This window comes from Granulicatella seriolae (genome assembly GCF_024543085.1).
In the GTDB taxonomy this organism is placed as follows: Bacteria; Bacillota; Bacilli; order Lactobacillales; family Aerococcaceae; genus Granulicatella; species Granulicatella seriolae.
Genome location: NZ_JANHNZ010000008.1, coordinates 63048 through 87380, shown reverse-complemented (window position 1 = coordinate 87380; position 24333 = coordinate 63048). Strand labels below are relative to the sequence as shown.

Annotated in this window: 22 protein-coding genes, 1 tRNA gene, 1 pseudogene and 1 riboswitch; of the genes and pseudogenes, 10 read left to right on the top strand and 14 right to left on the bottom strand. The window is 39.5% G+C overall.

Features of this window, described 5'->3' with window-relative positions:
• Nucleotides 1–393: 393 nt before the first annotated feature.
• The 3 genes from glnA to NPA36_RS08090 form a co-directional block, all read right to left on the bottom strand.
• Complete coding sequence (gene glnA, locus NPA36_RS08100) at nucleotides 394–1731, bottom strand: type I glutamate--ammonia ligase (RefSeq protein ID WP_256945618.1); 1338 nt, start codon at nucleotides 1729–1731, stop codon at nucleotides 394–396.
• A gap of 39 nt (nucleotides 1732–1770) precedes the next feature.
• Nucleotides 1771–2136 (bottom strand): MerR family transcriptional regulator, encoded by a 366-nt coding sequence (locus tag NPA36_RS08095; protein ID WP_256945617.1) that lies wholly within the window; start codon nucleotides 2134–2136, stop codon nucleotides 1771–1773.
• Nucleotides 2137–2823: 687 nt separating this feature from the next.
• Nucleotides 2824–3426: a nitroreductase family protein gene (locus NPA36_RS08090; protein ID WP_256945616.1), complete on the bottom strand. Its 603-nt coding sequence runs from the start codon at nucleotides 3424–3426 to the stop codon at nucleotides 2824–2826.
• A gap of 157 nt (nucleotides 3427–3583) precedes the next feature.
• On the opposite strand from NPA36_RS08090, the gene NPA36_RS08085 reads away from it, so the two are divergent.
• The 6 genes and pseudogenes from NPA36_RS08085 to NPA36_RS08060 all read left to right on the top strand — a co-directional run bounded on the left by NPA36_RS08085 (nucleotide 3584) and on the right by NPA36_RS08060 (nucleotide 8055).
• Nucleotides 3584–4471, top strand: a complete 888-nt coding sequence (locus NPA36_RS08085; RefSeq protein ID WP_256945615.1) for a cation diffusion facilitator family transporter — start codon at nucleotides 3584–3586, stop codon at nucleotides 4469–4471.
• Between the two features lie 198 nt (nucleotides 4472–4669).
• On the top strand, nucleotides 4670–5200 hold the full coding sequence (locus NPA36_RS08080) for a DUF1836 domain-containing protein (RefSeq protein ID WP_256945614.1): 531 nt from the start codon (nucleotides 4670–4672) through the stop codon (nucleotides 5198–5200).
• Between the two features lie 298 nt (nucleotides 5201–5498).
• Nucleotides 5499–5571, top strand: a tRNA-Lys gene (locus NPA36_RS08075).
• A 320-nt stretch (nucleotides 5572–5891) separates the two neighbouring features.
• Nucleotides 5892–6402, top strand: a pseudogene (locus NPA36_RS08070) (hypothetical protein).
• A 156-nt stretch (nucleotides 6403–6558) separates the two neighbouring features.
• Complete coding sequence (locus NPA36_RS08065; RefSeq protein ID WP_256945613.1) at nucleotides 6559–6924, top strand: AlbA family DNA-binding domain-containing protein; 366 nt, start codon at nucleotides 6559–6561, stop codon at nucleotides 6922–6924.
• A 48-nt stretch (nucleotides 6925–6972) separates the two neighbouring features.
• On the top strand, nucleotides 6973–8055 hold the full coding sequence (locus NPA36_RS08060) for an ATP-binding protein (RefSeq protein ID WP_256945612.1): 1083 nt from the start codon (nucleotides 6973–6975) through the stop codon (nucleotides 8053–8055).
• 570 nt (nucleotides 8056–8625) lie between these two features.
• On the opposite strand, the gene NPA36_RS08055 is transcribed toward NPA36_RS08060, so the two are convergent.
• The 8 genes from NPA36_RS08055 to NPA36_RS08020 all read right to left on the bottom strand — a co-directional run bounded on the left by NPA36_RS08055 (nucleotide 8626) and on the right by NPA36_RS08020 (nucleotide 16293).
• Entirely contained in the window at nucleotides 8626–9795 is a 1170-nt protein-coding gene (locus NPA36_RS08055; protein ID WP_256945611.1) for an AI-2E family transporter, read from the bottom strand.
• Between the two features lie 289 nt (nucleotides 9796–10084).
• Nucleotides 10085–10462, bottom strand: a complete 378-nt coding sequence (locus NPA36_RS08050) for a Rid family detoxifying hydrolase (protein ID WP_256945610.1) — start codon at nucleotides 10460–10462, stop codon at nucleotides 10085–10087.
• Between the two features lie 39 nt (nucleotides 10463–10501).
• Nucleotides 10502–11632 carry a sodium ion-translocating decarboxylase subunit beta gene (locus tag NPA36_RS08045; RefSeq protein WP_256945609.1) on the bottom strand — a complete coding sequence of 377 codons (1131 nt, stop codon included), beginning with the start codon at nucleotides 11630–11632 and terminating at the stop codon, nucleotides 10502–10504.
• Nucleotides 11633–11647: 15 nt separating this feature from the next.
• Entirely contained in the window at nucleotides 11648–12010 is a 363-nt protein-coding gene (locus NPA36_RS08040) for a biotin/lipoyl-containing protein (RefSeq protein WP_256945608.1), read from the bottom strand.
• A 19-nt stretch (nucleotides 12011–12029) separates the two neighbouring features.
• Nucleotides 12030–12317: an OadG family protein gene (locus NPA36_RS08035; protein WP_256945607.1), complete on the bottom strand. Its 288-nt coding sequence runs from the start codon at nucleotides 12315–12317 to the stop codon at nucleotides 12030–12032.
• Nucleotides 12318–12329: 12 nt separating this feature from the next.
• Nucleotides 12330–13793, bottom strand: coding sequence for an oxaloacetate decarboxylase subunit alpha (locus tag NPA36_RS08030; protein WP_256945623.1), 1464 nt, complete (start codon nucleotides 13791–13793; stop codon nucleotides 12330–12332).
• A 400-nt stretch (nucleotides 13794–14193) separates the two neighbouring features.
• Nucleotides 14194–14868 carry a potassium channel family protein gene (locus tag NPA36_RS08025; protein ID WP_256945606.1) on the bottom strand — a complete coding sequence of 225 codons (675 nt, stop codon included), beginning with the start codon at nucleotides 14866–14868 and terminating at the stop codon, nucleotides 14194–14196.
• A gap of 45 nt (nucleotides 14869–14913) precedes the next feature.
• On the bottom strand, nucleotides 14914–16293 hold the full coding sequence (locus tag NPA36_RS08020) for a TrkH family potassium uptake protein (protein WP_256945605.1): 1380 nt from the start codon (nucleotides 16291–16293) through the stop codon (nucleotides 14914–14916).
• A gap of 174 nt (nucleotides 16294–16467) precedes the next feature.
• Here NPA36_RS08020 and rlmH point away from each other — a divergent pair, with 174 nt between their 5' ends.
• Nucleotides 16468–16947 (top strand): 23S rRNA (pseudouridine(1915)-N(3))-methyltransferase RlmH, encoded by a 480-nt coding sequence (gene rlmH, locus NPA36_RS08015; RefSeq protein WP_256945604.1) that lies wholly within the window; start codon nucleotides 16468–16470, stop codon nucleotides 16945–16947.
• 144 nt (nucleotides 16948–17091) lie between these two features.
• A complete protein-coding gene (locus tag NPA36_RS08010; protein WP_256945603.1) occupies nucleotides 17092–17763 on the top strand; it encodes a Fic family protein in 672 nt (223 codons plus the stop codon).
• A gap of 474 nt (nucleotides 17764–18237) precedes the next feature.
• On the opposite strand, the gene NPA36_RS08005 is transcribed toward NPA36_RS08010, so the two are convergent.
• From NPA36_RS08005 to NPA36_RS07995, 3 genes are read right to left on the bottom strand one after another with little or no spacing between them, the layout of a single operon-like run.
• Nucleotides 18238–19011, bottom strand: a complete 774-nt coding sequence (locus tag NPA36_RS08005; RefSeq protein WP_256945602.1) for an ABC-2 family transporter protein — start codon at nucleotides 19009–19011, stop codon at nucleotides 18238–18240.
• Between the two features lies 1 nt (nucleotide 19012).
• A complete protein-coding gene (locus NPA36_RS08000; protein WP_256945601.1) occupies nucleotides 19013–19798 on the bottom strand; it encodes an ABC transporter permease in 786 nt (261 codons plus the stop codon).
• Entirely contained in the window at nucleotides 19788–20726 is a 939-nt protein-coding gene (locus NPA36_RS07995; protein WP_256945600.1) for an ABC transporter ATP-binding protein, read from the bottom strand. The genes NPA36_RS08000 and NPA36_RS07995 overlap by 11 nt, the downstream gene beginning before the upstream one ends.
• A gap of 673 nt (nucleotides 20727–21399) precedes the next feature.
• Between NPA36_RS07995 and sstT the strand changes: the two genes are divergently transcribed.
• The gene (sstT, locus tag NPA36_RS07990) at nucleotides 21400–22644 is read left to right on the top strand and encodes a serine/threonine transporter SstT (protein WP_256945599.1); all 1245 of its coding nucleotides are present in this window, start codon (nucleotides 21400–21402) and stop codon (nucleotides 22642–22644) included.
• A gap of 48 nt (nucleotides 22645–22692) precedes the next feature.
• Nucleotides 22693–22808: riboswitch (FMN riboswitch) on the top strand.
• A gap of 204 nt (nucleotides 22809–23012) precedes the next feature.
• Nucleotides 23013–23627: an ECF transporter S component gene (locus NPA36_RS07985; protein ID WP_256945598.1), complete on the top strand. Its 615-nt coding sequence runs from the start codon at nucleotides 23013–23015 to the stop codon at nucleotides 23625–23627.
• Nucleotides 23628–24333 lie beyond the last annotated feature (706 nt).

Below are 24333 nucleotides of genomic sequence, written 5' to 3'. Positions count from 1 at the left end.
CCTTGGTAGATGGTTTTTGAACAACTCTATTTTACCAAGTTGGAGAGGTTCATGCTATTTTTATGGCGTAAAAGTTAGGTATATCAAGGGTTAGACACGCTTTTTGATGTTTCAAGTTTTAGTTAGTAAATATATGTATAAGCACAAAGAGTCTCCAGGTCCACGCTCGCAAATAATAACGGTGTAAAGCATAGCTGACACACAGTGACTGTTTTGGCTTTAGCCGATTTACAGTCACGTAGACAGCTAAGCCGGAAGACCTTGGCTTCCCGGCGGTGCCACCGTCATTATTTGCGAGCGTGGACCTGGAGACTCTATTCTCAGTAAGCACAAAAAAGCTGAAAGAGTCGGTCACCCAACCTCTTCCAGCAGCTCTAGTCTAACGATGTTGCATTAATATAATTTTAGGTATTGATCTAATTCCCACTCGGTAACTTGACTACGGTAGGCAGCCCACTCAAATTTCTTGGCTTCGATAAAGTTGGCATAGATGTGTTTACCTAGTGATTCCTTGATAGTTTCATCTTCGGATAGATAAGAAACCGCACGAGACAAGCTACTTGGCAGGTCATCAATACCAGCCGCCTTACGTTCCGCAGCTGTCATGGTATAGATATTGCGGTCAACCGGTGCTGGCGCCACAGATTTCTTACGAATCCCTTCAAGACCTGCACTCAAAATCGCTGCCATAGCTAGGTATGGGTTAGCTGATGGGTCCACGCTACGGAGCTCGATACGGGTAGACATGCCACGTGACTCAGGAATACGGATTAATGGCGAACGGTTACGTCCAGACCAAGCAATGTAAACTGGCGCTTCATAGCCTGGTACCAAACGTTTATAAGAGTTAACAGTTGGGTTACATACAGCAGTCAGCGCTTTGGCGTGGTCTAAAACTCCAGTTAGGAAATAACGACACGTTTCGCTTAATTGCATTGGTGCATTTTCATCGAAGAAGGCATTTTCTCCATCTTCTGTGAAAAGGGACAAGTTGAAATGCATACCTGATCCGTTGATGCCAAATACTGGTTTTGGCATGAAGGTTGCATGTAGTCCGTGTTTGCGGGCAATGGTTTTGACCACTAGTTTAAAGGTTTGAATATTGTCACAGGCTTCAATAGCATCTGCGTATTTCCAGTCAATCTCATGTTGTCCTGGCGCTACTTCATGGTGAGATGCTTCAATTTCAAAGCCTAATTTTTCTAATTCTAGAACGATATCTCGGCGGCAGTTTTCTCCTAGGTCTGTTGGTGCTAGGTCAAAGTAGCCTCCGTTGTCGTTAAGGTCCATGGTTGGTTCGCCATTTTCATCTAGTTTGAAAAGGAAGAATTCTGGTTCTGGTCCTAAGTTAAACTTAGAGAAGCCTAACTCTTTCATTTCGTCTAAGATGCGGATTAAGTTGTTTCTTGGATCGCCTAGGAATGGTGAGCCGTCTGGCATAAAGACATCACAGATTAGGCGGGCAATTTTCCCATTTTCGCCGCCCCATGGGAAGACTAACCAAGTGGATAGGTCTGGGTAAAGGTACATGTCGCTTTCTTCGATACGAACAAAACCTTCTATAGAAGAACCATCGAACATCATCTTGTTGTCCAGTACTTTTCCCAATTGGCTAATAGGTACCTCAACATTTTTGATGGTGCCTAAGATGTCCGTGAACATTAGGCGTAGGTAGCGGACGTCTTTGTCCTCAACTTCTTGTAAAATATCTTGACGAGTGATTGTTGCCATGTTTGTTTCCCCTTTTCTTAACTAGTTTTTATTTATAGGTTAGAATAAACGGTCGTTGCCAGACAGACCACTGATATGCATGATTTCACTGTAGAAAATACGTCTAACATCTTCATCGGTGAGGCCAGCCAGTTGCCCATCTTTTTGTTGCAATGCCTTACTCTGTCTCTCAAAAATCTTCTGAATCGCCATGATACTAAGTCCTTCGCTGAGGTAGTCCTTGATTTCCAACAAATGGTCTACGTCATTCAAGGAATACATGCGCCTGTTGGTATCGGTGCGTTCCGGTCGGATGAGTTGCTGTTCCTCATAATAGCGAATCTGACGAGCAGTTAAATCCGTTAACTTCATGACTGTCCCAATCGGAAAGACCGACAAAGACCGTCGTAATTCTTTTTCACTCATGAACCGCCCATCTCCTTTGCTGTGATATGAAAAACTATAGTCGTATTTTAGTGAGAAGAAAATAAAAAGTCAATCATTAAATAACGTTTGGTGTTAGAAAATGTAACATATAGTGAAAATGGTGCTTGTTAGGCAGTACTTGTGTAACAAAATACTCTCTTTCTAAAAGACAATGAGTTGCACCGTTTTTTGAGTATTTAGTAGAAAACTCAGGTCTATATGAATAAACTCTAACTCTGTTAGAAGAATTGACTCGATATTAATTGAATTATGAGAAAAGGAACCGTTTTTGACTCGTTTACTGGGAGTAGATGCTCTCTACTCCCAGTAATTACTCTATTTCGAGCTCCTTTTCTCATAATTCGTCATCAATAAGTTTTCTGCTTCATTCAAACGTCACATTACAAAAAGCCAGATCACTTTTACCATCTTTTCAATAAAATCCGTCCAAAACACAAATAAGAGTCTCCAGCGGAATTGCCGGAAATAACGGTGTAAGGCATAGCTGAAGTACAGTGGATGTTCGGCTTTAGCCCCTTACAGCCACTTAGGTAGCTAAGCCGGGAGACCCAGGCTTTCGGCGGTGCTACCGTTCTCATTTCCGACAATTCCTCTGGAGGGTCGACTACACAAACAAAAAAACTGCAGAAACCATTTTCTGATTTCTGCAGTCAATTTTATTTATGATTAGTTTCCGAATACTTTAAAACGATCTTCGTCATTCATGAAGGTCTTTTCGCCAGCTGGAGCTTCGATGGAGCCGAATGGTACTTGTGCACGCAACTTCCAGTTGGTTGGGAGGTCGTATTTCACAGCTAACTCTTGGTCAACTAGTGGGTTGTAGTGTTGCACGCTTGCGCCAACGCCTACTTCTGCCAAAGCCATCCACGTTGAGTAAAGTGCGATTCCGTGAGCTTGTTCAGACCAGGTTGGGAAGTTATCAGCGTATAAGGCATAGTTTTCTTGTAGAACCTTAACGACATCTTGGTCTTCAAAGAAAAGAATGGTTCCAACGCCTGCTGCGAAGCTAGCTAATTTAGCTTTTGTATTTTCAAAGGCTTCTGCTGGGGTCACTTTTTCTAACTCGTTAGCTGTTAAGACATTCCAGAAATCTTCTGATTCTTGACCAAATAAGATAAGAGCTCGGCTAGATTGTGAGTTGAAAGCAGATGGTGAATTTTTAATAGCTTCTTCTATAATAGTTACTAGCTCTTGGTTAGATAAGTTTACGTTTTTTCCTAAAGCATAAATAGTACGACGTTTTTCTTGTAAATCAGTAAAGTTTGACATGTGGCTTCCTCCAATAGTATAAGTTTAATATTTAACTGATAATTAGTATATCATCACTTTATGACTAAAGCAATAATTAAATTCATTTTTACAAAAAAATTTTTTTCCAGTATAATGAATAGACTTAATTCTACCTGTTTATAAAGGAGTCTTTTTCATGAGTGAAGTTAGTACAACAAACTTAAAACAAGCTGAACGTGGTGCTATTGTTAGTATTGTTGCTTATATCGTTGTGTCCTTAGCTAAGGTGGTTATTGGGCACTTATTCTTATCGGCTGCCTTGGTAGCGGATGGGCTCAACAACGTGACGGATGTTATCTCCTCCGTTTTAGTTTTGGTTGGTCTTCGTATCTCACAAAAACCCGTTGATGCCAATCACCCCTATGGTCACTGGAAATTTGAACAAGTTGCCAGTTTGGCCACATCATTTATCATGTTTTTTATCGGGATTGAGGTACTGCGTTCAAGTGTTACTAACATTCTTGAAGGTAGTATGCCCACGCCCTCTTGGATTACCGCTATTACAGCAGCACTGGCTGGCGTTGTCATGTCGTGTGTCTATATCTACAACAATCGTTTAGCAACTCGGCTACATTCATTGGGGTTGAAAGCTGCGGCTAAGGACAATCTTAGTGATGCTTTGACCAGTTTTGCGACTGCTATTGCTATTTTTGCGGCCTCACTTGGTTTGGGGTGGCTGGACGCGGTTATGGCCATTGTTGTCGGCCTAATTATCTTAAAAACTGCCTTTGACATTTTTAAAGAGAGTACCTTCGCCCTAACAGACGGCTTTGACCAGAAGGAGTTGGAAGACTATCGCCCGCTCATCATGGCACATGAAGAAGTAAAGGAGATTGGCGAGATAAAGGCACGCCGTTATGGATCAAATGTTTACATGGATCTAACCGTGCTTATGGACCCAAATCTTACCGTATTGAAGAGCCATGCCGTTACTGAAGAGATTGAAACTGAATTGCGTAATGCCTTCTCCATCCCTTTCATCGATATTCATGTCGAACCGTTTTTAGAGGAAAAAACTCCGTAGTATTCTAAATTGGTACGGTATTTTATTTTATTACAGACAAAGGGCTTCGGCTCTTTTTTCTTTGTACTGGTATTGAATTTTTAGAAAAAAGTGACACTTTCTTGTCACGGTAGATTTTCGTTGTGTTTTGAAGCAATTTCCACTACTATATAGGTACGTCTTAGTCGTTTTACTAATCTTATTTAAAAGGAGAGCCATATGTCAGAAGCAGCTAATACAAATAAAAAACCTTTCCACATCCCAAGGTGGGACGAATTACCTAACTTTGAAATTTATATGGAACAGTTAGTCTCTTCAGTTAATGCAACTTTGGAGTTCTACCAAACAGACTTCAATAGTTCTATACTAACTTCTGCCATGGTCAACAATTATGTAAAAATGGGCATCATCCCTAAACCTACTAACAAACGTTATGACCGCGACCACCTAGCTATGCTAACGATTATCACCTTGTTCAAAAATGTCATCCAGATTAATGATATTAAGGATGCCATCGAAGTGTTAACCGCTAAGTATGATGTCGAAACTTGCTACAACACCTTTGCGGATGAGATTGAGTATATTTTTACGCGTGTGAAAAACTTGATTGATGACCCAGAAGAAAGACTTGTTTTTGAATTTCGCATCAACCCAGCTTTGGACTTGATTCGTGCGACATCTATCACTGTTGCCGGCCAACTCTACAGCAAATATTTACTGAACGAAATGAAAAATAGCCCTGATAAATAACAATAGGTAGTTAAAAAGCTGCCGGTGCCAAGACAAGTTCGTCTTGGTTCCGGCTGCTTTTTATGAGTCGATCCTCCAGCTCACCTATTGGAAATGAGCTGCAAACTCATTTTAGACTTTTGGAAATAGTTACATTACCCAATGATTTTTTCCTAAACTTAGATGTCGGCCTCTATTGGGAAGTAGCTTCGTCTATTTTAAGACCCAAGTTTACACAAAGAAAGTCTCTTTTAAAAAATCTTCTTGATTTCTAAACTCTACAGGCGTATAATGACCCTTGTATCCATGAAAAAAGTTGGGGCATTTAGCTCAGTTGGTAGAGCAGCTGACTCTTAATCAGCGGGTCGGGGGTTCGAACCCCTCAATGCCCATGGGTGCCAAACCCATAAGATAGGTAAACCTCGGTGCGCAAGCATTGGAAGAGGTTTAGGCTATCTTTTTTTGTTTGCCCTTAGGAATATACATATTAGCATAATTATACAATTCCTTTGAAAAAGATGGTCTATCCATTAAGCGACTTACTTTCGGAGTGAGTCGCTTAGAAATTTTAATAAACCAGGTAATACTAATATACGAAACTATACACGGTGACACGTGTTTTTTGTAAAAATGTACGATGCCATAAACTCTTATGTTATAATGTTTTGAGAGGTAACCCATGTTTGAATGACTTAAGCCAGATAAAAAGGCTATTGGTCAAAAATGAGTTAGATTTATCTTTTATTAATTTTGGAAATCGTCTTGGCCTTAAAAAATCAACTATTAACACATACGTAAGAGGAAATAACTTAATCCCTCTAGAAAGGTAGCTCAAACTTACCTAAGCCAGCAAGAAGGATTTGATGATACTAAAATCAAAGAGCTTTCTGATTACTTGGCTAACTATATCTATGCTTCGTATGATCTTATTGGTGACATATCAGACCTTTTTAAAAATAAAATCAAGCTATAAATTAAACAAGAGCATGACCGCCTGCTTAAGGATTCATCCTCAACAGATATAGAGATTAGTTATGACTCAAATCATCTACTCGGTTTCTTGATAAATACCTTTCAGATAGCCAAACAACAGTGGACATGTCTTTTTCACAATTCCATGAATGGTATGAATCAGTGACGCTATTCAACTTGTTAGACAACGACTGATTGAACTATACAATAATACGGCCTTTGACGATTGGACTGACTGGTTGGAAACATAATCGCGTGACTTTCGCGTGATTTTCGATATGATTTCAAAAGTGACCTCTTAAGAATACTATAAAATCAGTCAAAATTGAGATTTGTTCAATAAAATTTTCGCGTGATTTTCGCGTGATACCCTACAAATTAATTTTTTAAAGTTAGGAGTAAGAGGTGTGGAATTAAAAATTGAAGGGAACGATTTAGAATATAAAAAAGCAAAAAATGCACTACCTGATTCTTTCTGGGAGACATATTCTGCTTTTGCAAATACCAATGGTGGGAAAGTTATTTTAGGAATTGATGAAAAGAATGATGACCCATATCAAGGTGTAAATAACCCTCAGAAAATTCGAGATAACTTATTTGCTTTAGTTGCAAACAAACAAAAAGTCAGCTGTAATTTACTCACTGACAATGATATTGAATACATTGATATTCCAAATAAAGAGAAGAAACTTATTGTTATCACTATAAGAGAAGCAAATTCAGATCAAAAACCTGTTCATCTAAAAAATGACTATAGAGAATCATATAAATGATTAGGAGAAGGGGATGTCCGACTTGATAAAGAAGAATTAAAATATCTTATGAATAATTCTCATGATGATATTGATAGTGAACTACTTAATAACTTTGATGAAACTGACTTAAATATAGAGACCGTAAATTATTACAAGAATCTACTAATTGAACTTACGGGTAATACTAAATATAGTACTATGTCCCTTAGAAATTTTTTAATCGAAGTTGGCGTATTTAAAAAGGATAGAACATACGGGACTTATAAGTTAACCGCAGGCGGGTTACTATTTTTTGGAAAATATAATTCCATAATTTCTAGATACCCTAAATTTCAATTAGACTACTTTGAAAAGGATAACTCACTTTCTACTCGCTGGAATGATAGAGTTTCAACAGGGGATATGATGTATCCTGATTTGAATATGTTTGATTTTTTCAATCTAACATATAAGAAATTAACAGCAACAACAAATGACAGGTTTGAACTCAATACTGAGTCAGCCTATCGTTTACCGTTTAAAAAAGACCTATCAGAATCCATACGTGAAGCCTTGGTTAACTGTTTAATGCACGCTTACTATGATTTTGATTCACCTATTGTCATCACTGCATACAATGATTTTTATGAATTTAAGAATCCTGGGAAAATGAAAATTTCCATCCCTGAATTTATACATGGTGGTACATCAAAAACGCGAAATAGTACAATTTCATCACTGTTCAGGAGAATTGGGATGTCAGAAAAAGCAGGTTCTGGGGGACCAAAGATCTTTGATGTGTCAGAGAAATATAAACTCAAAATCCCCGAAGTCTCAACTACTTTTGATAGCACAATCATAACCATCTGGAAGCTTGATTTACTATCTTCATACCGAGACGTAACAAAAGATGAGAAAGTAATACTTAAATATATAACCGAAAATGGAAGCATTAGCAAAAATGATATTATTGAAAACAACTTGATGACAGAATACAAATTTAGAGAAAGCTTGAAGCTTTTACAAAGTAAAAAGTATATAGAAATTGTAGGCAAGGGACGTTCAACTAAATATGTACTTCCTAAAAGTTCATCTGAACGATACCATATAATCAAACAACAAATTAAAAATCTGGGTGATTCTATGACTAAACAGTATATTTTTGTCTGATTAAAACTAGTACAAGGTTTAAATCACAAACATTAATCTATATTCGGAAAGTTAAAAAGCCATTGAAATCAATATCTTTGTTAGCCACCAAACTTCTTGTTACTAAAGGGTTTCAGTGGTGTTTTTATTTTTTTAGGAGTATATATACAGCTTTTTCAAGTTTTTAATGTCACCAATGAGAAATTCATTTCATTTTCAATATTTTTGCATAGTATTCAGTCTAAATTAGTCTGTTTTCTCAAATAAAAATAATAATTTTATGCATCTAAATTTGATAAACACTTGTATCTTCTTGGATAAATTTATCAAAACTCATATGATAAATTAGCTTTTTCATCAAAAAAAGTAAATTTATATGCAAAACCACTATATATACAAGTATTAATTGATAATATTTCTTGTAACCCTTGTGGTTGTAAGTGTTTGTCGACTTATTTTTTTCTACAAGTGGAAAAGTCAGGAAAATAATATAAAAACGGATAGCCCCTCAGCCCTAAATATCCAATTGAATATTTTTGACAGAGGGGCTATCCGTTTAACATTCTCGTTAAAAACTCCTATAAGTAGTTTTTAACTTGTAGCCGTTGTATCAGTCACATCCTCCACAACCACTTCCTCACCCTTATCCTTGCGCTTAGCGACATCATTTCGTAGGAGTTTGTATAGGGCTGCGGCTAGCGGTACGGATAGGAGCATACCCACGATTCCGTAGAGCGAACCACCGATTGTGACAGCGGCTAATACCCAGATTCCTGGCAGGCCAATAGAATTACCGACCACTCTTGGGTAAACAATATTCCCTTCCATTTGTTGGAGGATAGTAATGTAGACTAAGAATAGCAAGGCTTGAATTGGTGAAGTTGTCAGAATCATCAATGCCCCTAAAATAGCACCAATATAGGCTCCGGCCATTGGGATTAGGGCTGAAAATCCGACTAGAACGCTGACCGTAGCGGAAAATGGAAACTTGAAAATAAGCATTCCAATGTAACAGAGCACTCCGACAATGATAGCTTCTAGCAATTGACCAATAAAGAAATTTCTAAAGCTGTCGTTGACGATATCCGTTACGTATTTAATGCCTGAATACAAGGATGGCACATAGGTCGTTAGCAATGTTTTGATTTGTCTGCCTAGAGTTTCTTTGCTGGATAGGATATAAATGGAGAAAACGACACTAATAATTAGGGTGACGACTGTTGAAAAAACGGATGTAAGGGTTGTCACCAAGGTGGTCATAACGCCACCAACACCAGTTAGAACTTGTTGGAAGGCCTCTACTGCACGTTTTTGCATCTCCGTTTGGTCTATAGAAATACTCGAAGCGATTCGTTCGTAGTATTGACCGAAAAGTTCATTATTTTGTAGCCAACTAAAGGAATCGACGATAGCTTTAGGGTCAATGCTCAATAAGGTTTGAACACTTCGGACTAATTCTGGAATAATTAGGGCTAAAAAGAGAAATAAAAACAAGACAAAACTGATAAAAGCTAGCACCAGACTAATCGGGCGCTTGAATTTTAGCAAGGCAGGAGCTTTAATCCATTTGGTATAGAGCTTTTCGTAAGCAGTCATCAAAATGTTGACGATGTAAGCAATAACACCACCAATGATTAAGGGGCTAATGGCTCCCAAAACGGCTATGACCAGTGCCATGGCTGGGTCCCAATATTTGATGACTAAAAAAAACGCTAGGGCTGTCAATAAAATGGCGATAAGGTATGGTTTTTTAAATTTCATTCAAGTTCCTCAATTTCATGTATTTTTAGCTCTCCCACGTCAAATGGCGCGGTTAAGTCTTCGTAGCTGTAGATTCAGTATACATGATTCTCCTTGGAAACTCCACAGACTTAGGGTGGAAATTATAGTGATATCTATTGTGGTTTTTCCATCTGAGGCAATTATCCGACATTTCCACACAACTGAATTTCTATCTAACCCCTCTCAAAATACATATTTTCAACTATTACATCCGTAAAAAAAGAAGCAGCCACCAAGTTTTTGGCACTTACTTCTTACATTTCAAATTTTACCGAGCTATCCTAGCCACAACCTCTATCTCCACCTTAGCCCCTAATGGCAGAGCTGCCACCGCAAAGGCACTGCGGGCTGGATATGGTTCCTCAAAATACTGGGCATAAATGCCATTAACAGTTGCATAATCTTGAATATCACTAAGCAGTACTAATGTTTTAACCACGTCTTTCAAGGTCAAGCCCTCTTCTTCCAACACATAGGAAATATTACGAAAGACTTGGTGGGTTTGCTCCTCTAATCCATTTTGTAGCTGACCGGTTTGGCGGTCGATGCCGACTTGTCCGGATAGGAAAACTAAGTCGCCTGTTACAAGGGCTTGTGAATAAGGTCCGACTGCTTGTGGTGCTTTGGCTGAATCTAATCTTTTCATGAATAACCGTCCTTTAGTTAAGTTTTTCTAATTCTTTTATCAGGCAAAGAAGGCTAGGAGCACACCAGCTGCGATGGCAGAACCGATAACTCCGGCAACGTTTGGTCCCATGGCGTGCATGAGTAGGAAGTTACCTGGGTCTTCTTTTTGACCTTCTTTTTGTACCACGCGGGCTGCCATTGGAACGGCTGAAACCCCTGCGGCACCGATCATTGGGTTAACTTTCCCACCACTTAAGCGGTACATAATTTTCCCAAAGATGACACCTGAGGCAGTTCCAATAGCAAAAGCAAGCAAACCTAACACAATAATCTTCAAGGTCGTTGGCGACAAGAACAGATCGCCATCTGCCTTAGCTCCTACCGTAATCCCTAGTAAAATGGTGACGGTATACATCATAGCATTTTGTAACGTTTCGGTGAGTTTTGGAACAATCTTTATCTCACGAATCAGGTTACCCAACATGAGACAGCCCACTAAGGTCGTGGCACTTGGTACCACTAAAGCGATAAAGATGGTCGTCATGATAGGGAAAATAATCTTTTCCGTTTGAGAAACATTTCTAGACTGGGTCATCACTACCTTGCGCTCTTTTTCAGTCGTCAAAAGACGAATAATCGGCGGCTGAATAATCGGTACTAGCGCCATATATGAATAGGCTGCTAAGGCGATAGCGGATAAGAGATGTGGCGCCAAACGGGTTGTAACAAAAATGGCTGTCGGTCCGTCTGCTCCACCAATAATTCCAATAGCTCCCGCTTCTGGTTCTGTCATTCCCAAAGCTGTTGCCAAGAAAAAGGCCGCAAAGATACCAAATTGTGCTGCTCCACCCAGTAAAATGGTTTTAGGATTAGCAATCAACGGTCCAAAATCTGTTGAAGCGCCTAAACAAAGGAAGATTAATGGAGGATAAATCCCTAAATTCGTTCCTTGGTACAAATAATGTAGTAAGCCACCAGGGCTACCACCAGCCGGTTCTGCCATCAATCCTGCAAGGGGCAGGTTCACTAAGAGTATTCCAAAGGCAATCGGAACCATGAGATAAGGTTCATATTGCTTTTTGATACCTAAGTAGAGGAAAAAACAGGCCAAAACAACCATAATCACATTGTTCACGGTTAGGTTAGCAAAACCTGATGAGTCAATCAGTTGTCGAATTATATCATTCATGGTTACTTTCCCTCCCTAAAGTGTGAGTAGAACTTGTCCGGATTCCACACTATTTTTTTCGCTAATGAGTATTTGTGCAACTTGACCGTCTTGCGGCGCTAGAATTTCATTTTCCATCTTCATAGCTTCTAAGACGAGTAGTAGGTCGCCTTTTTTGACTTGGTCGCCTACCTTGACAGCGATAGATAAGATGTTTCCTGCCATTGGGGCTAGGATTTCTACATTGCTAGCTCCTGAACTTGGTGCGGCACTAACTGGCTGTGCTGCCGGCGCTTGACTTGGAGCTGGCGCTGCTTGAGTTGGCGCTTGACTGGCATCAATTTCTTTTAGAGTAACTTGATAGACTTGACCATCTACGGTGATTTCATATGTTTTCATCTTTTCTTCTCCTTTTTGTCTAGGCTAGGCGTTTCACGTCGACGACTTGGTAGTGTTTGCCGCTCTCTTCATTGGCGGCATGTGCGAGGGCAGTTAAAACAGCTACCCTAGCCAAGTCATTGTTGGGGGCAGATGTTGATTGGGTTATAGCCTGGGTTACAGCTGGTTTTACTGTTTGGGTTTCTTGCTTGTTGCCTATGATCTTTGCTACTCCTTGCATGAGTAACATGAGGCAGAATAGCACAAAGAATACCAGCACCATGGCAACTATTGTCACTTGAAAAGCATCTATCATTGTTTGATTCATAAGACTTCCCCTCTATCCTTTTCTGGTGTAGGCGTAAACTTTTATTGGTCCTTGCGTTGGTGCGACTTCTTCTGGTGGTGCTGCTTGGTATTTGCCCTCTAGATAGGTTTTACCAACCTGTGGGAAGAGTGCATAGATTAAGACATCCTCATCACTCTTTGCCAAATCACCTAAATCAGCTTTCAAATGGTCAAACTCCGCCTCGATTAAGTCGGCTGGACGACAATGGATTACCTCAGCATCACCAACAATCTCCTGCCTAAAACCTGGGTCAATTGGTACAGGTGATTTGCCATACTCACCAACTAGATAGGCTTTGACTTCATTGGACACCATCTTATAACGCTGGCCGGTCAAGACATTCATAGCAGCTTGGGTACCGACCATCTGGCTAAGTGGCGTCACAAGTGGTGGAAATCCTAAGTCAGCACGGACTTTTGGCACTTCTTGCAGAACTTCTTCATACTTATCCGTAGCCTTGGCCTGCTTGAGTTGTGAGTACATGTTGGACAACATCCCCCCTGGAACTTGATAGATCAGCGCTCGAGGGTCTGGTGTCAGCATCTTAGGGTCAAGGAGCCCATTTGCCAGGTACTTATCTTTGATCTTTCTGAAATAGTTAGCCGCCTCTTCCAGTTTAGCTAAATCAAGCGGAATATCGTAGCCTTCCTCTTGTAGAGCTAGTACTAACGACTCGGTTGATGGTTGACTGGTCCCTTCACTGAATGGGGAAAGTGCGGTGTCAACTCGGTCTGCACCGGCTTCGATAGCAGCTTGATAGGTTAAAAGGGCAATCCCGCTAGTGCAATGCGTGTGCACAATAACTGGTAATTGGGTGGCCTCTTTGAGACGAGAAACCAACTGGCGGCAGACATGTGGGGTCAAAATACCAGCCATATCCTTGATACAAATAGAGTCTGCTCCCATATCTTTTAGAGTTACTGCCAAGTCTTCATAGTAGTCTAGCGTATGCACATCACTGATGGTATAACAAATAGCCATCTGCGCTTCCTTACCAGCTTTTTTGACTGCTTTTAGGGCGGTTTGCAGATTGCGCGGGTCATTGAGGGCATCAAAAACTCGGAAGATATCAATCCCGTTATCTGCTGATTCTTGCACAAACTTTTCGACTACATCATCCGCATAATGGCGATAGCCTAGCAGGTTTTGACCTCGCAGCAGCATTTGCAATGGGGTGTTTGGGGCTAGACGTTTAATCGTTCGCAATCTTTCCCATGGGTCTTCGTTCAAGAAGCGAATGCAGGCATCAAAGGTTGCCCCACCCCAACATTCGAGCGAGTCGAAGCCGATTTGGTCTAAGGTTGGCAATATGGGAATCATGTCCTCAATGGTCATCCGAGTCGCCATTAAACTCTGGTGAGCGTCTCTAAGAACCGTGTCCGTGATGCCAATATGCCTCTTTTTTGTAGCAGAAGTCTTCTCCTTTGTTGCAACTTCTTGGTCTAAGTGATTCATTTCCAAAAGATTACCTCCTCACGTGATTTATACCTTGTATTAGCGCTATCTCGTTCATGATTTCGATTTTATGAACTCGGTAAGCGTTTTAATTATGTTTATTATACCGTATTTTTCTGTATTCGTTAAGAAATATTGTTAGGAAATGGTGTAAGTTTTTTATGTAAACAAGCGGGTAGAAATCCATTTTACCAATAAGCCAAAGAGTTCCCCAGAAATTTATCCTTATAGAACGGTGTATAGCATAGCTGACGCACAGTGGATGTTGGCTTGTGCCGATTTACAGCCACGTAGACAGCTAAGCCAGTGAGACTTTGGCTCACGGCGGTGCCACCGTTCCCATTTCGGATAGATTTCTGGGGAACTCTTTTATGATTTAGAATGATTTTTATTTTTACCTCTAGTCTCCCAACTCATTCAAATAGTCCTCACGTTCAAAGACTTCTGATTCCGTTAGGGCAACTAATAATTCGTCAGGTGTGAAGCGGTAATCAGCTGTGAACTGAATATTTAGTTTTTCATGTGGTGCCATACGGTAACCCAGTAAGTTCATATCATATTTGTTACGCAAGTCAAGTTCTTGTAAGGTTTTTCCAACCCATTTTTTTGGTGGATAAAACTCAATTAGTGAGATGTTGTTGTCTAATTTGATAACGTCTGAAATTTTGCGGTGTAGGATATTTTTAGCCACTCGAATTCCAGTTTCTTTTTCAGGCGAAATCACTTTATTAGCACCCATTTGCACCAGAATTTCATTAGCGACACGACTCTTCGCCTTAGCAATAATTTCTGGAATGCCCATTTTTTTGCAGTGTAGGATAGCCAAAACACTGGCTTCTAGGCTGGACCCAGTTGCTACTATGACCACATCGCAGCTAGCAATTCCAGCAGCTTCTAATTGTTCATCATCGGTAATATCCCCCACAACCCCCTTAGTGACATAGGGTTCTAGACGGTTTACATTCTCCTCACCTTTATCAATCGCGATGACATCGCAGTCATATTGGCTAAGAGTTTTCGCAATAGTAGAACCAAAAATCCCTAGTCCTAGTATTCCAATTGTACGTTTTGCCATTCTTGTTCCTTCTTTCTTCTATAATAATTATTCAATATCGTGACCTTAACCAACCAAAATTTGAGCTTCTGCCAAATGGAGGTTTCGATGTTTTTTGTCTTGCCTTGACAGGCCGATGAGCAGAGTTAATGGTCCCAAGCGCCCGATAAACATGAGCATCATCAAGATGGTTTGCCCGTATCTGGTCAAATGTGGCGTCAAGTTGGCGGAAACACCGACCGTTCCCAGAGCTGACATACTTTCAAAGGTCAGATGTAAGAATGGTACTTGCGGATCCGTAATAGTCAAGAAGGCCAAACCAAGGATAAAGGTTGAAACAAATAGGACGAAGACCACCAAACTCTTTCGAATCAAATCAAGTGAGAATGTGCGTGATTTAAAATTAGAATAGCGATGCCCACGGATGACCGAAAGAAGAAAGACCATCACAATTAAAAATGTGGTTGTCTTAATCCCACCCGCCGTACCACCTGGGGAACCACCGATAAACATTTGAACGCAGTAAATCAAAAGAGAAATAGGATTGGCTTTGGTGTAATCTATCGTTGCAAAACCAGCCGTTCTCATGGTCACACTTTGGAAAAAACTAGTCATAATCTTGTCCATAAAAGTAAAATTGCCAATCGTCCCCACATTCCTAAACTCTGTCGCCAAGGTCGAAATGGTCCCCATCAGCAGAATACCTGCCGTTGTCGTTAAAACAACTCGGGTATGATAACTAAGTCTCTTGTAAAATGGTCGGCGATTATTAGTCCCTTTACTCTTACGGAATTCCTGAAAGTTTCTACGTATATCAAACCAAACAGAAAAGCCTAGACCACCTAAAATAATCAATCCTGCCACTGTTAAAACAACCAGTGGGTCATGTGCATAATTTTGAAGGCTACTTGAACCAAAATTATCAAAACCTGCATTACAAAAAGCCGAAATTGCTAAAAATAAGGAGCTGAATATCCCTTGCTTCCAACCTAAAAGGGGCACAAAACGAATGGAAAAAATAGCCGTAGCAATTAGTTCCACGCTAAAGGTATAGCGGAAAATACTAAATAAGAAATCTTTGAAGTTACTAGCATCATCACGGTTAAGCCCCTCTTGCAAGGTCATTTGGTCAACAAACGAGATGCGCCTGCCGAAGTTGTAAACAATAAAAGCCACCAAACTCATAAGCCCCAAGCCACCTAGCTGCATCAGAATCATACAGATAATTTGCCCGAAGTGGGTATAGGTGTCAGAAACAGCAGTTGTTGATAAGCCGGTTACACAGACCATGGAAACAGATGTAAATAAATGATCAAAATAAGTCGCCTGACTAGTGGCCAGTTGAGAAATGGGCAGTGATAAAAGCAGCGACCCCGAAAAAATCAGAGCAGCAAATGAAACAACAAGTCGGAGTTGAACCGATTTTGCAAATAATTTGTCAAGCATGAAGTACCCCTCCAGATAGTTCTACGGTCTTGACACGATTCTGTGGCAAGACACTAATTCTATACGTTATAATAAGTGAAAGCAAAGCTTTTGAATTAGCCTGATTTCAAATATGTATTGCTATTGTACCACGAAAGTAAAGATTTGGATAAAAATTTGTTAAGGGGATGCGGAATGCATATCAAGATTGTCAGTGTCGGAAAATTAAAAGAAAAATACCTAAAAATGGGGATTGAAGAATACACAAAACGCCTCGGTTCCTACTGCAAAATCGAACTAATTGAAGTCGCTGACGAGAAAGCGCCAGAGAACTTGAGCTTTAAGGAAATGGAATTGGTTAAGTTCAAAGAGGGTGAACGCATTTTAGCTAAAATTAAAGAAACTGAGTATGTCATCGAACTAGCCATTGAAGGACAAAGCCTGTCATCCGAAGAGCTAGCAGAAGAGATGGACCAATTAGCTTCTGGTGGAAAAAGTGCCGTGACCTTTGTCATCGGTGGCTCACTAGGCTTGAGCAAGGCCGTTAACAAGCGCGCCAACCAAAGCCTATCCTTTGGGCGTATGACCCTGCCTCATCAATTGATGCGCTTGGTATTGGTGGAGCAAATCTATCGGAGTTTTCGGATAAATCATGGGCATGCTTATCATAAGTGAGTTGGTTTGAACATAAGGTTTTAAACTAATCAAGGCTGCAACTCAACATCTACAGTGGCAATAGTTTAAAAATAACTAAGAATGCCTTATGTTTCATCAAAAAGGTATTGTATAATAGAGGCAAACGAAAGTGAGGGGTTGCATATGAAGGTTTCCCAAGACTACTTAGACGATATACTTGTTCGCATGGCCTACCATTCCAGTGCCATTGAAGGCAATACGATTTCTTTACCACAAACTGTTTCGATTATTCTAGAGGGCACACTACCCAGTCAAGGCAAAAGTATTCGTGAATTCTTCGAAATAGAAAACCACAAACAAACTTTTGCATATATTGAAGACCTCTTATTACAGAGAGAATCACTAAATTTAACAGAAACAAAAAAAATTCATGCCCTATTAACGGACCGCTTACAGCACGATAATGGACACTTTAAAACACAACAAAATGCGATTAGAGGAGCTGAATTCGAAACTGCAACGCCAGCTGAAACACCACTGTTGATGGCTCAATGGGTTGACAATACCAATTATCGTCTAGAGACTTCCACTAATGATGCCGATATGCTCGACGCATTAGCAGAATCGCATATCCAATTTGAACGCATTCATCCATTTTCTGATGGCAATGGGCGTACAGGAAGAATGATTTTGATGTACCTCAGTATGAAGTTCCTAAATAGTCCGATTGTCATTAAAAAAGAATGGCGCGGGCAATATATGGAATTCTTAGGGGAGCAAAATGTTGCTGGACTGGTCCAATTATTTAAGGAGTCATTAGACTTTGAACGCATTCGTATGAGCGAGTTTAAATAAGTCGCTATGGTTTTCCATTACTAGATAAAGATATATTCACAACTCTAAAAAGAAATAATTGTTAACTTTACATGAAATCTTCATAATTTCTTCAAAAAATGGGGCTATACTTTAGTCAATCCCAAATAAGAATTAATAACCCTCCCAAGTCATTAATTCTATCCTTTTTTCCTCCGACAGCTTGTCGGAGGTTTTTTATTGTGTAGATTAGTATGTTTCTTAACCTATTGTAGTTAGTGCAAAGAGTCCATAATAAAATAAAAGCATTCTAATTCATAAAACAGTTCCCCAGAAATCTATCAGAAATAGGAACGGTGGCACCGCCGTGAGCCTAGGTCTCACTGGCTTAGCTGTCTACGTGGCTGTAATCGGCTGAAGCCGAAACATCCACTGTGCGTCAGCTATGCTTTGCACCGTTATTTCGGATAGATTTCTGGGGAACTGTTTTATTTGGTTACCATTTGGACTTTTTACCTACATATTCTGATTAAACGAATTAGACGACTCATACCGAGTCAGTCCATACATAAAAAACGCATAGGCAACAGTAGAAATAAGAACTGCAAACCCTAGTAAATACAAACCATCTATCACATTTGCATTTTTTAGAACGTTAAGAGGGTACAAACTGATAATAATAGAAGGAATAAGGGTCGAAAGCGTGACACGCATCCAAAAGGAAATCTTTATCTGAGGATAGGCCGCAAACATAATCAAGGCATTACCGCCGATATCCGACACACTTTTCGAATTTCCCAGTATAAAGGCGAATGAACCTAAAATAATATAGTAGGATGCAATGATAATAGCCACCAGAATACATACGCCAAGCCAGATTGGTATTGCCAGTACATTGAAATCTCTCATCATGACTAGTACAAAGGCCATCAAGCCATAGATAATGTCACCAAATGCCACCGTAGACGATTTGGAGATAAGCAAGTGAAGAAGTGGGTTTTTAGGTTTAGTTAGATAGTAGTCCAGTTTACCAGAGCTGATAATATCTGAAATATTAGTAAGATTTCCAAAAAACAGTTGAGTTAAGCCAAATCCGGTGTAGACAACTGAATAAATATAAAAAATATCTCCCAGTTGAAAGGTATCTGATTTGAAAAGGGAAAAGAAAAATAGCCAATAGATCAAGAAGAATAGATTGTTGATGAACATCATCCCTGTCTGAATCCAAAAGTTTTTCTTATAGGTATAGTTACTTTTTAAGTTCATTAAAAATAGTTTCCAATAAAACATATTAGCCTCCATTCACAACTACCCTTTTCTTAAATTTATGAAATAAGATGGTAGATGACACCATTAATATCCCCAACACAACAAGCTGTATCCCAAACATCAGCACGATATGGTCCGTTTCATGGGTAATAATCTGTGCAGGAAAGCCGATAACATATAGAAATGGCGAAAAATAAAATAACTGCTGCACACTTCTCTCAAGTAAAGCAACCGGAAATATAATACCGCCAAACACAAAAAGTAATTTTTCATAAATGAAAATATAACCTGAAATCTCTTCCTCGACAAAACTAATGACACCAATCAAAAACTGAATACAATAATCGATGCTGTACCCGAAAACCAATGCTATGGAGAATAAAAGGACATCTGCCAAAGTCACATTCATCTGGATACCAAAAAGCATTAAAAGAAGAAAGCCAAACAACAAGTTGGTCAGAAATTTAAACAAAAAATCTCCAACTGACACCAAAAAATAATAGACTTGCAAATCAAAAGGTCTGGCTAAAGAATAAGCGATAGAACCACTTTTGATTTCATCAGAAATCTTATAGGAAACCATAGATCGCGCCATAAAATAAGCTTCGGTTACCAGTAAATAGAAGATGACTTGATGAAAGGTCACGCCATTGATAGTCGCTTGGTTTTCATACACCAAAGACCAGAGATTAATGAAAACCACCATGATAATCCCCATCATAATCTCTCGAAAAACAATAGCTTTGGCATAAACTAATTGCTCTTTTAAGCCAATCAAAACCATATTCACATATTTATTAGTCGACATCTATAGTCCCCACCTTAAATACCCTTTCGGCAATCTCCGATAGGCTCAAATATTTCTTATTGAAATTAACTAACCCGTACTCCTGTAATTCCTCAAAAACAGTTTCTAAGGAAATATCTTTGGTGTCAATGACTAACTCATGAGTGTATTTATCGATCTTCTTTTGAGTCAAAGCCTTTAATGGAAGAGCTTCTAAGTCCTCTTCCAAAGTTATCCCTATTGTTACAATGGATTCAAACCTTCTTAGCAACTCTTGAGTCGTGCCATCATAAAGCAGTCCACCATTGTGAATCATAACGACCCGATTGCACAACTTTTCCACGTCAGCAATGTCATGAGTCGTCAAGATAACCGTTTGATGGAATTGTTGGTTGTAATCTGCTATAACCGATAACAAGTTTTTTTTGGCAACAACATCTAAACCGATAGTCGGTTCATCCAAAAAGAGTAGCTTAGGATTGTGAATCAAGGAGGCTACAATCTCACATTTCATCTTTTCTCCTAGACTTAACTTTCTAACAGCCCTATCCGCAAACTCTTCAATGCTGAATGCTTTAATCAGATTGTCAATCCGCTCCTCCACTACAGCTTTGTCCAAATCGTATACACTGCCTAGAAACTGAAAAGTCTCCTGCGGCGTTAAATGGTACCACAACTGAGATTTCTGCCCAAAAACAATCCCTATATTTTTGATAATGTCTTTCCTATTTTTCCAAACATCCATCCCATCAATGAATACCTCCCCTGAATCAGGATGCAAAATGCCACACATCATCTTGATAAGAGTAGACTTACCAGACCCATTCACCCCAATCAGCCCAACAATATCCCCTTGTTTGACAGAAAAATTCATATCATTGACTGCAACCTTACTTATTTTCTTATTGCCAAACACCTTAGAAACCGAACTAACTTCAATTATATTCATCCTATTTTCTCCATTCATTATGGTTACTAGTCGCTAAAATTAAAGATTGAACAAAAATCTTTAAAAAAGAAACAGAGGTAAATTTAAGATAGCTCTATTAGAGAATTCCTTTCAATTCCACCCAGAGTTTTCAGCTCATCTATACAGACAAAACAAGTTGCATTTTTAAAAAGTAATATTCAGCCTTTCACCCCTTACACAAAGGCTTTTGTCTATTATAACTTTACTCGATATGATGTCAAGTAAAGTTATTTTATTTCTAAAATACAGTATCAAAATGTCGTTTTTTTTTTGTTTTTTATTTAATTTTACTAGTTAATTAATAAAATTTATCTGCGGACCACCAAAGAGTCTCTAACTCAGCAGTCAGACATAACGGTGCAAAGCATAGCTGACGCACAGTGACTGTTTCGGCTTTAGCCGATTTACAGTCACGTAGACAGCTAAGACCGTGAGACCTTGGCTCACGGCGGTGCCACCGCCTTTATTTCTGACCGCTGAGTTAGAGACTCGATTCTACCAAGCAGCGCTCTCTTCCTTCACTCAAAAACACAGCAGATAACTTGTCCACAAGAAACATACAATAGTAATTTCCATATGGAAAACCGTTGACATATACTTCAGATTTCGTTAAGATTACCATTATATTATTATTAGAAAGGTTGGGATTGTTATGAAACACGTGTGGTCAGCTTGGAATAAGCTCAATTTAATCCAGAAAATTGTGATTGGTATTATTGGAGGAGCTATTTTAGGTGTTTCGGTTCCAACTTGGACAGCAATCAGCATCCTTGGTACCCTTTTTGTCGGAGCCCTAAAGGCAATTGCGCCGATTTTGGTTTTCTTCTTAGTCATGTCTGCCTTGGCAACCAAACAAGAAAACCATAAGAGCAACATCAAAAGTATCGTCATTTTATACATTGTTGGGACTTTAGCCGCTTCACTTGTGGCTGTAGGGGCAAGTTTCCTATTTCCAACCACTATCCGATTAGTTGAGACAACTTCACAAGTCACTCCTCCAGAAGGCATTGCTCAGGTTTTAAAAACGCTCTTAACCAATATCGTTGATAACCCCGTAAATGCTATTATATCAGCAAATTACATTGGAATTCTGTCATGGGCTATCATTTTTGGACTAGCACTACGTTCAGCACCTCAAGCCAGTAAAGACTTTCTAGAGACCATGGCAAATGCTTCTTCTACAGTGGTTCGTTGGGTCATTGGTTTGGCACCAATTGGGATTCTCGGACTTGTGTTTGATACTGTGTCTACTAGCGGTATCACTATTTTCTTAGATTATGGCAATTTAATCCTTGTCTTAGTGAGCAGTATGCTGTTTGTTGCGTTGGTGGTCAATCCACTGATTACCTTTATCATGATTCGCCAAAATCCCTATCCTTTAGTCTTCAAATGTTTGAAAGATAGTGGAATTACAGCCTTCTTTACGCGTAGTTCTGCCGCTAATATTCCTATTAATATGGAACTATGTGAAGAGCTAGGACTAGATGAAGATACCTATTCTGTATCTATTCCACTTGGAGCTACCATTAATATGGCAGGAGCAGCTGTTACCATTTCCATTCTTACTTTGGCTACGGTGTCTACTTTAGGGATTCAAGTTGATTTTATAACAGCTTTAATCTTGAGCGTTTTGGCGGCAGTATCTGCTTGCGGCGCTTCTGGTGTAGCTGGCGGATCACTCCTCTTGATTCCCTTGGCTTGTAGCTTGTTTGGGATTTCCAATGACATCGCCATGCAGGTGGTCGGCGTTGGTTTCATCATCGGCGTTATCCAAGATTCATTTGAAACGGCCCTTAACTCTTCCACCGACGTTCTCTTTACAGCAAGTGCAGAATTCAGAGAATGGAAAAAAGAAGGCAAGGCTCTTCCACAGTTGACTTGGAAAAAGCCAGTCTAAAAGTAAAGACAAGTGTAGAAAACTGTGCTACAATACAGTCATCAACAATAACATTTTCGGGGCAAGGTGCAATTCCTTACCGGTGGTCATAGTCCACGAGCTTTCCAGCAGATCTGGCGCAATTCCAGAACCGATAGTTACAGTCTAGATGAGAGAAAATGGTTATATTTCACACTGACTTATTGTGGCCAAGACCACTTTATTTGAGCAACCAGAAATGTAGTCATTTTTCGGTTGCTCTTTTTTGTGGTTTAAAGAGCGACTGGCAAATGACCAGTTGGGCGCCCATATGAAGTATGCGCCACAGAACGTTAGTCGAAGTAGACCCACCCTATTCGTTTGATTCCGAAAAGAAATGGGAGGAAATTATGAGTACATCTACAAAACGGTCTTCTAGAGAGACCACAAGAAAATTAGTTTTAGTCGGCTTGTTTGGTGCCGTCAGCGCCCTTTTGATGATTTTGGAGTTCAGTCTACCCCTGATTCCTGGTTTTATCAAAATGGACTTCTCCGAACTGCCTGTTATTTTGGGCGGGTTTTTGCTTGGACCTCTGTATGGCAGCTATATCGTTTTTGTCAAGATTGCCTTGAATTTTATCTTGAACGGCACGACCACATTTGGCATTGGCGAGCTGGTCAATATGATTGGTAGCCTTGCCTACATGTTGCCGGCTGTCTTTATTTATCGCAAGCTGCACACCAAAAAAGGCGCCATCATCAGTTTGGTGGCTGGTACCCTAGTGGCTACTGCTGTCCTGCTTTTGGCCAACTATTTTGTCATGTTCCCACTGTATGCCGCTGTCATGAATTTCCCTATGGAAGCCATCGTCAAAATGGCGGGAGCAACCAATCCGTGGGTCAGTGACGTGTTTACCATGATGCTATTCTCTTTGCTGCCTTTCAACTTGTTCAAGTATGGTTTGACGGCTGTTATTACCTTTTTTACCTATAAGCGATTGGAGAAGGTATTGCCTTTTCATTGATTGAGTTTAACAGGAATAGTAGTAATAATAAATGGGTTTGGGCAAGCAGTATGTATGAATAACATCTATTTCTAAAACAAGAAAGAGTTCCCCAGAATCTATCCCAAATAATAACGGTAGCTATATTGTAAGTAAAAGCTGAGCCATGTTCTTACTGGCTTCGCTTTCTAGCTTTCTACGTGAGATATGCTTTACACCGTTATTTGAGATAGATTCTGGGGAACTCTTTTATTTAGTTATCCTCTGCACTTTTTATCAAAATTCTTTTTTTTATTGCTTCTTTGAAAGTTTATTTTCAACCAAAAGGTGTCCTACATAGAAACCACTAATTACAAGAACTGTTCGTATTCACTGGAAGCTATAATTAAATAGTTGAGATAGCACAAAATTTATTATTAACCCCAGTAAAATGTAGCACACTAAAAGCATTATCTTGTTCTTTTGTATGTCTTTGATGACATCCATTAAAATTCCCACCTCTCTTATGGTCTTTGTTTGTAATCGGTTCCGCTTTTATATATTAAAAATAACACAATGTAGTAATAATAACAAGAAAGATTAAAATAAAGATTCTATTTACTTAAAAGTTAGGAGTCACCAACGAATCTGTCAGAAATAACGGTGAATAAACATAGCTGTCTACGTATCAGTAAGAAGCTGGGCAAAAAGTCCAAATGGTAACCAAATAAAAGAGTTCCCTAGAAAT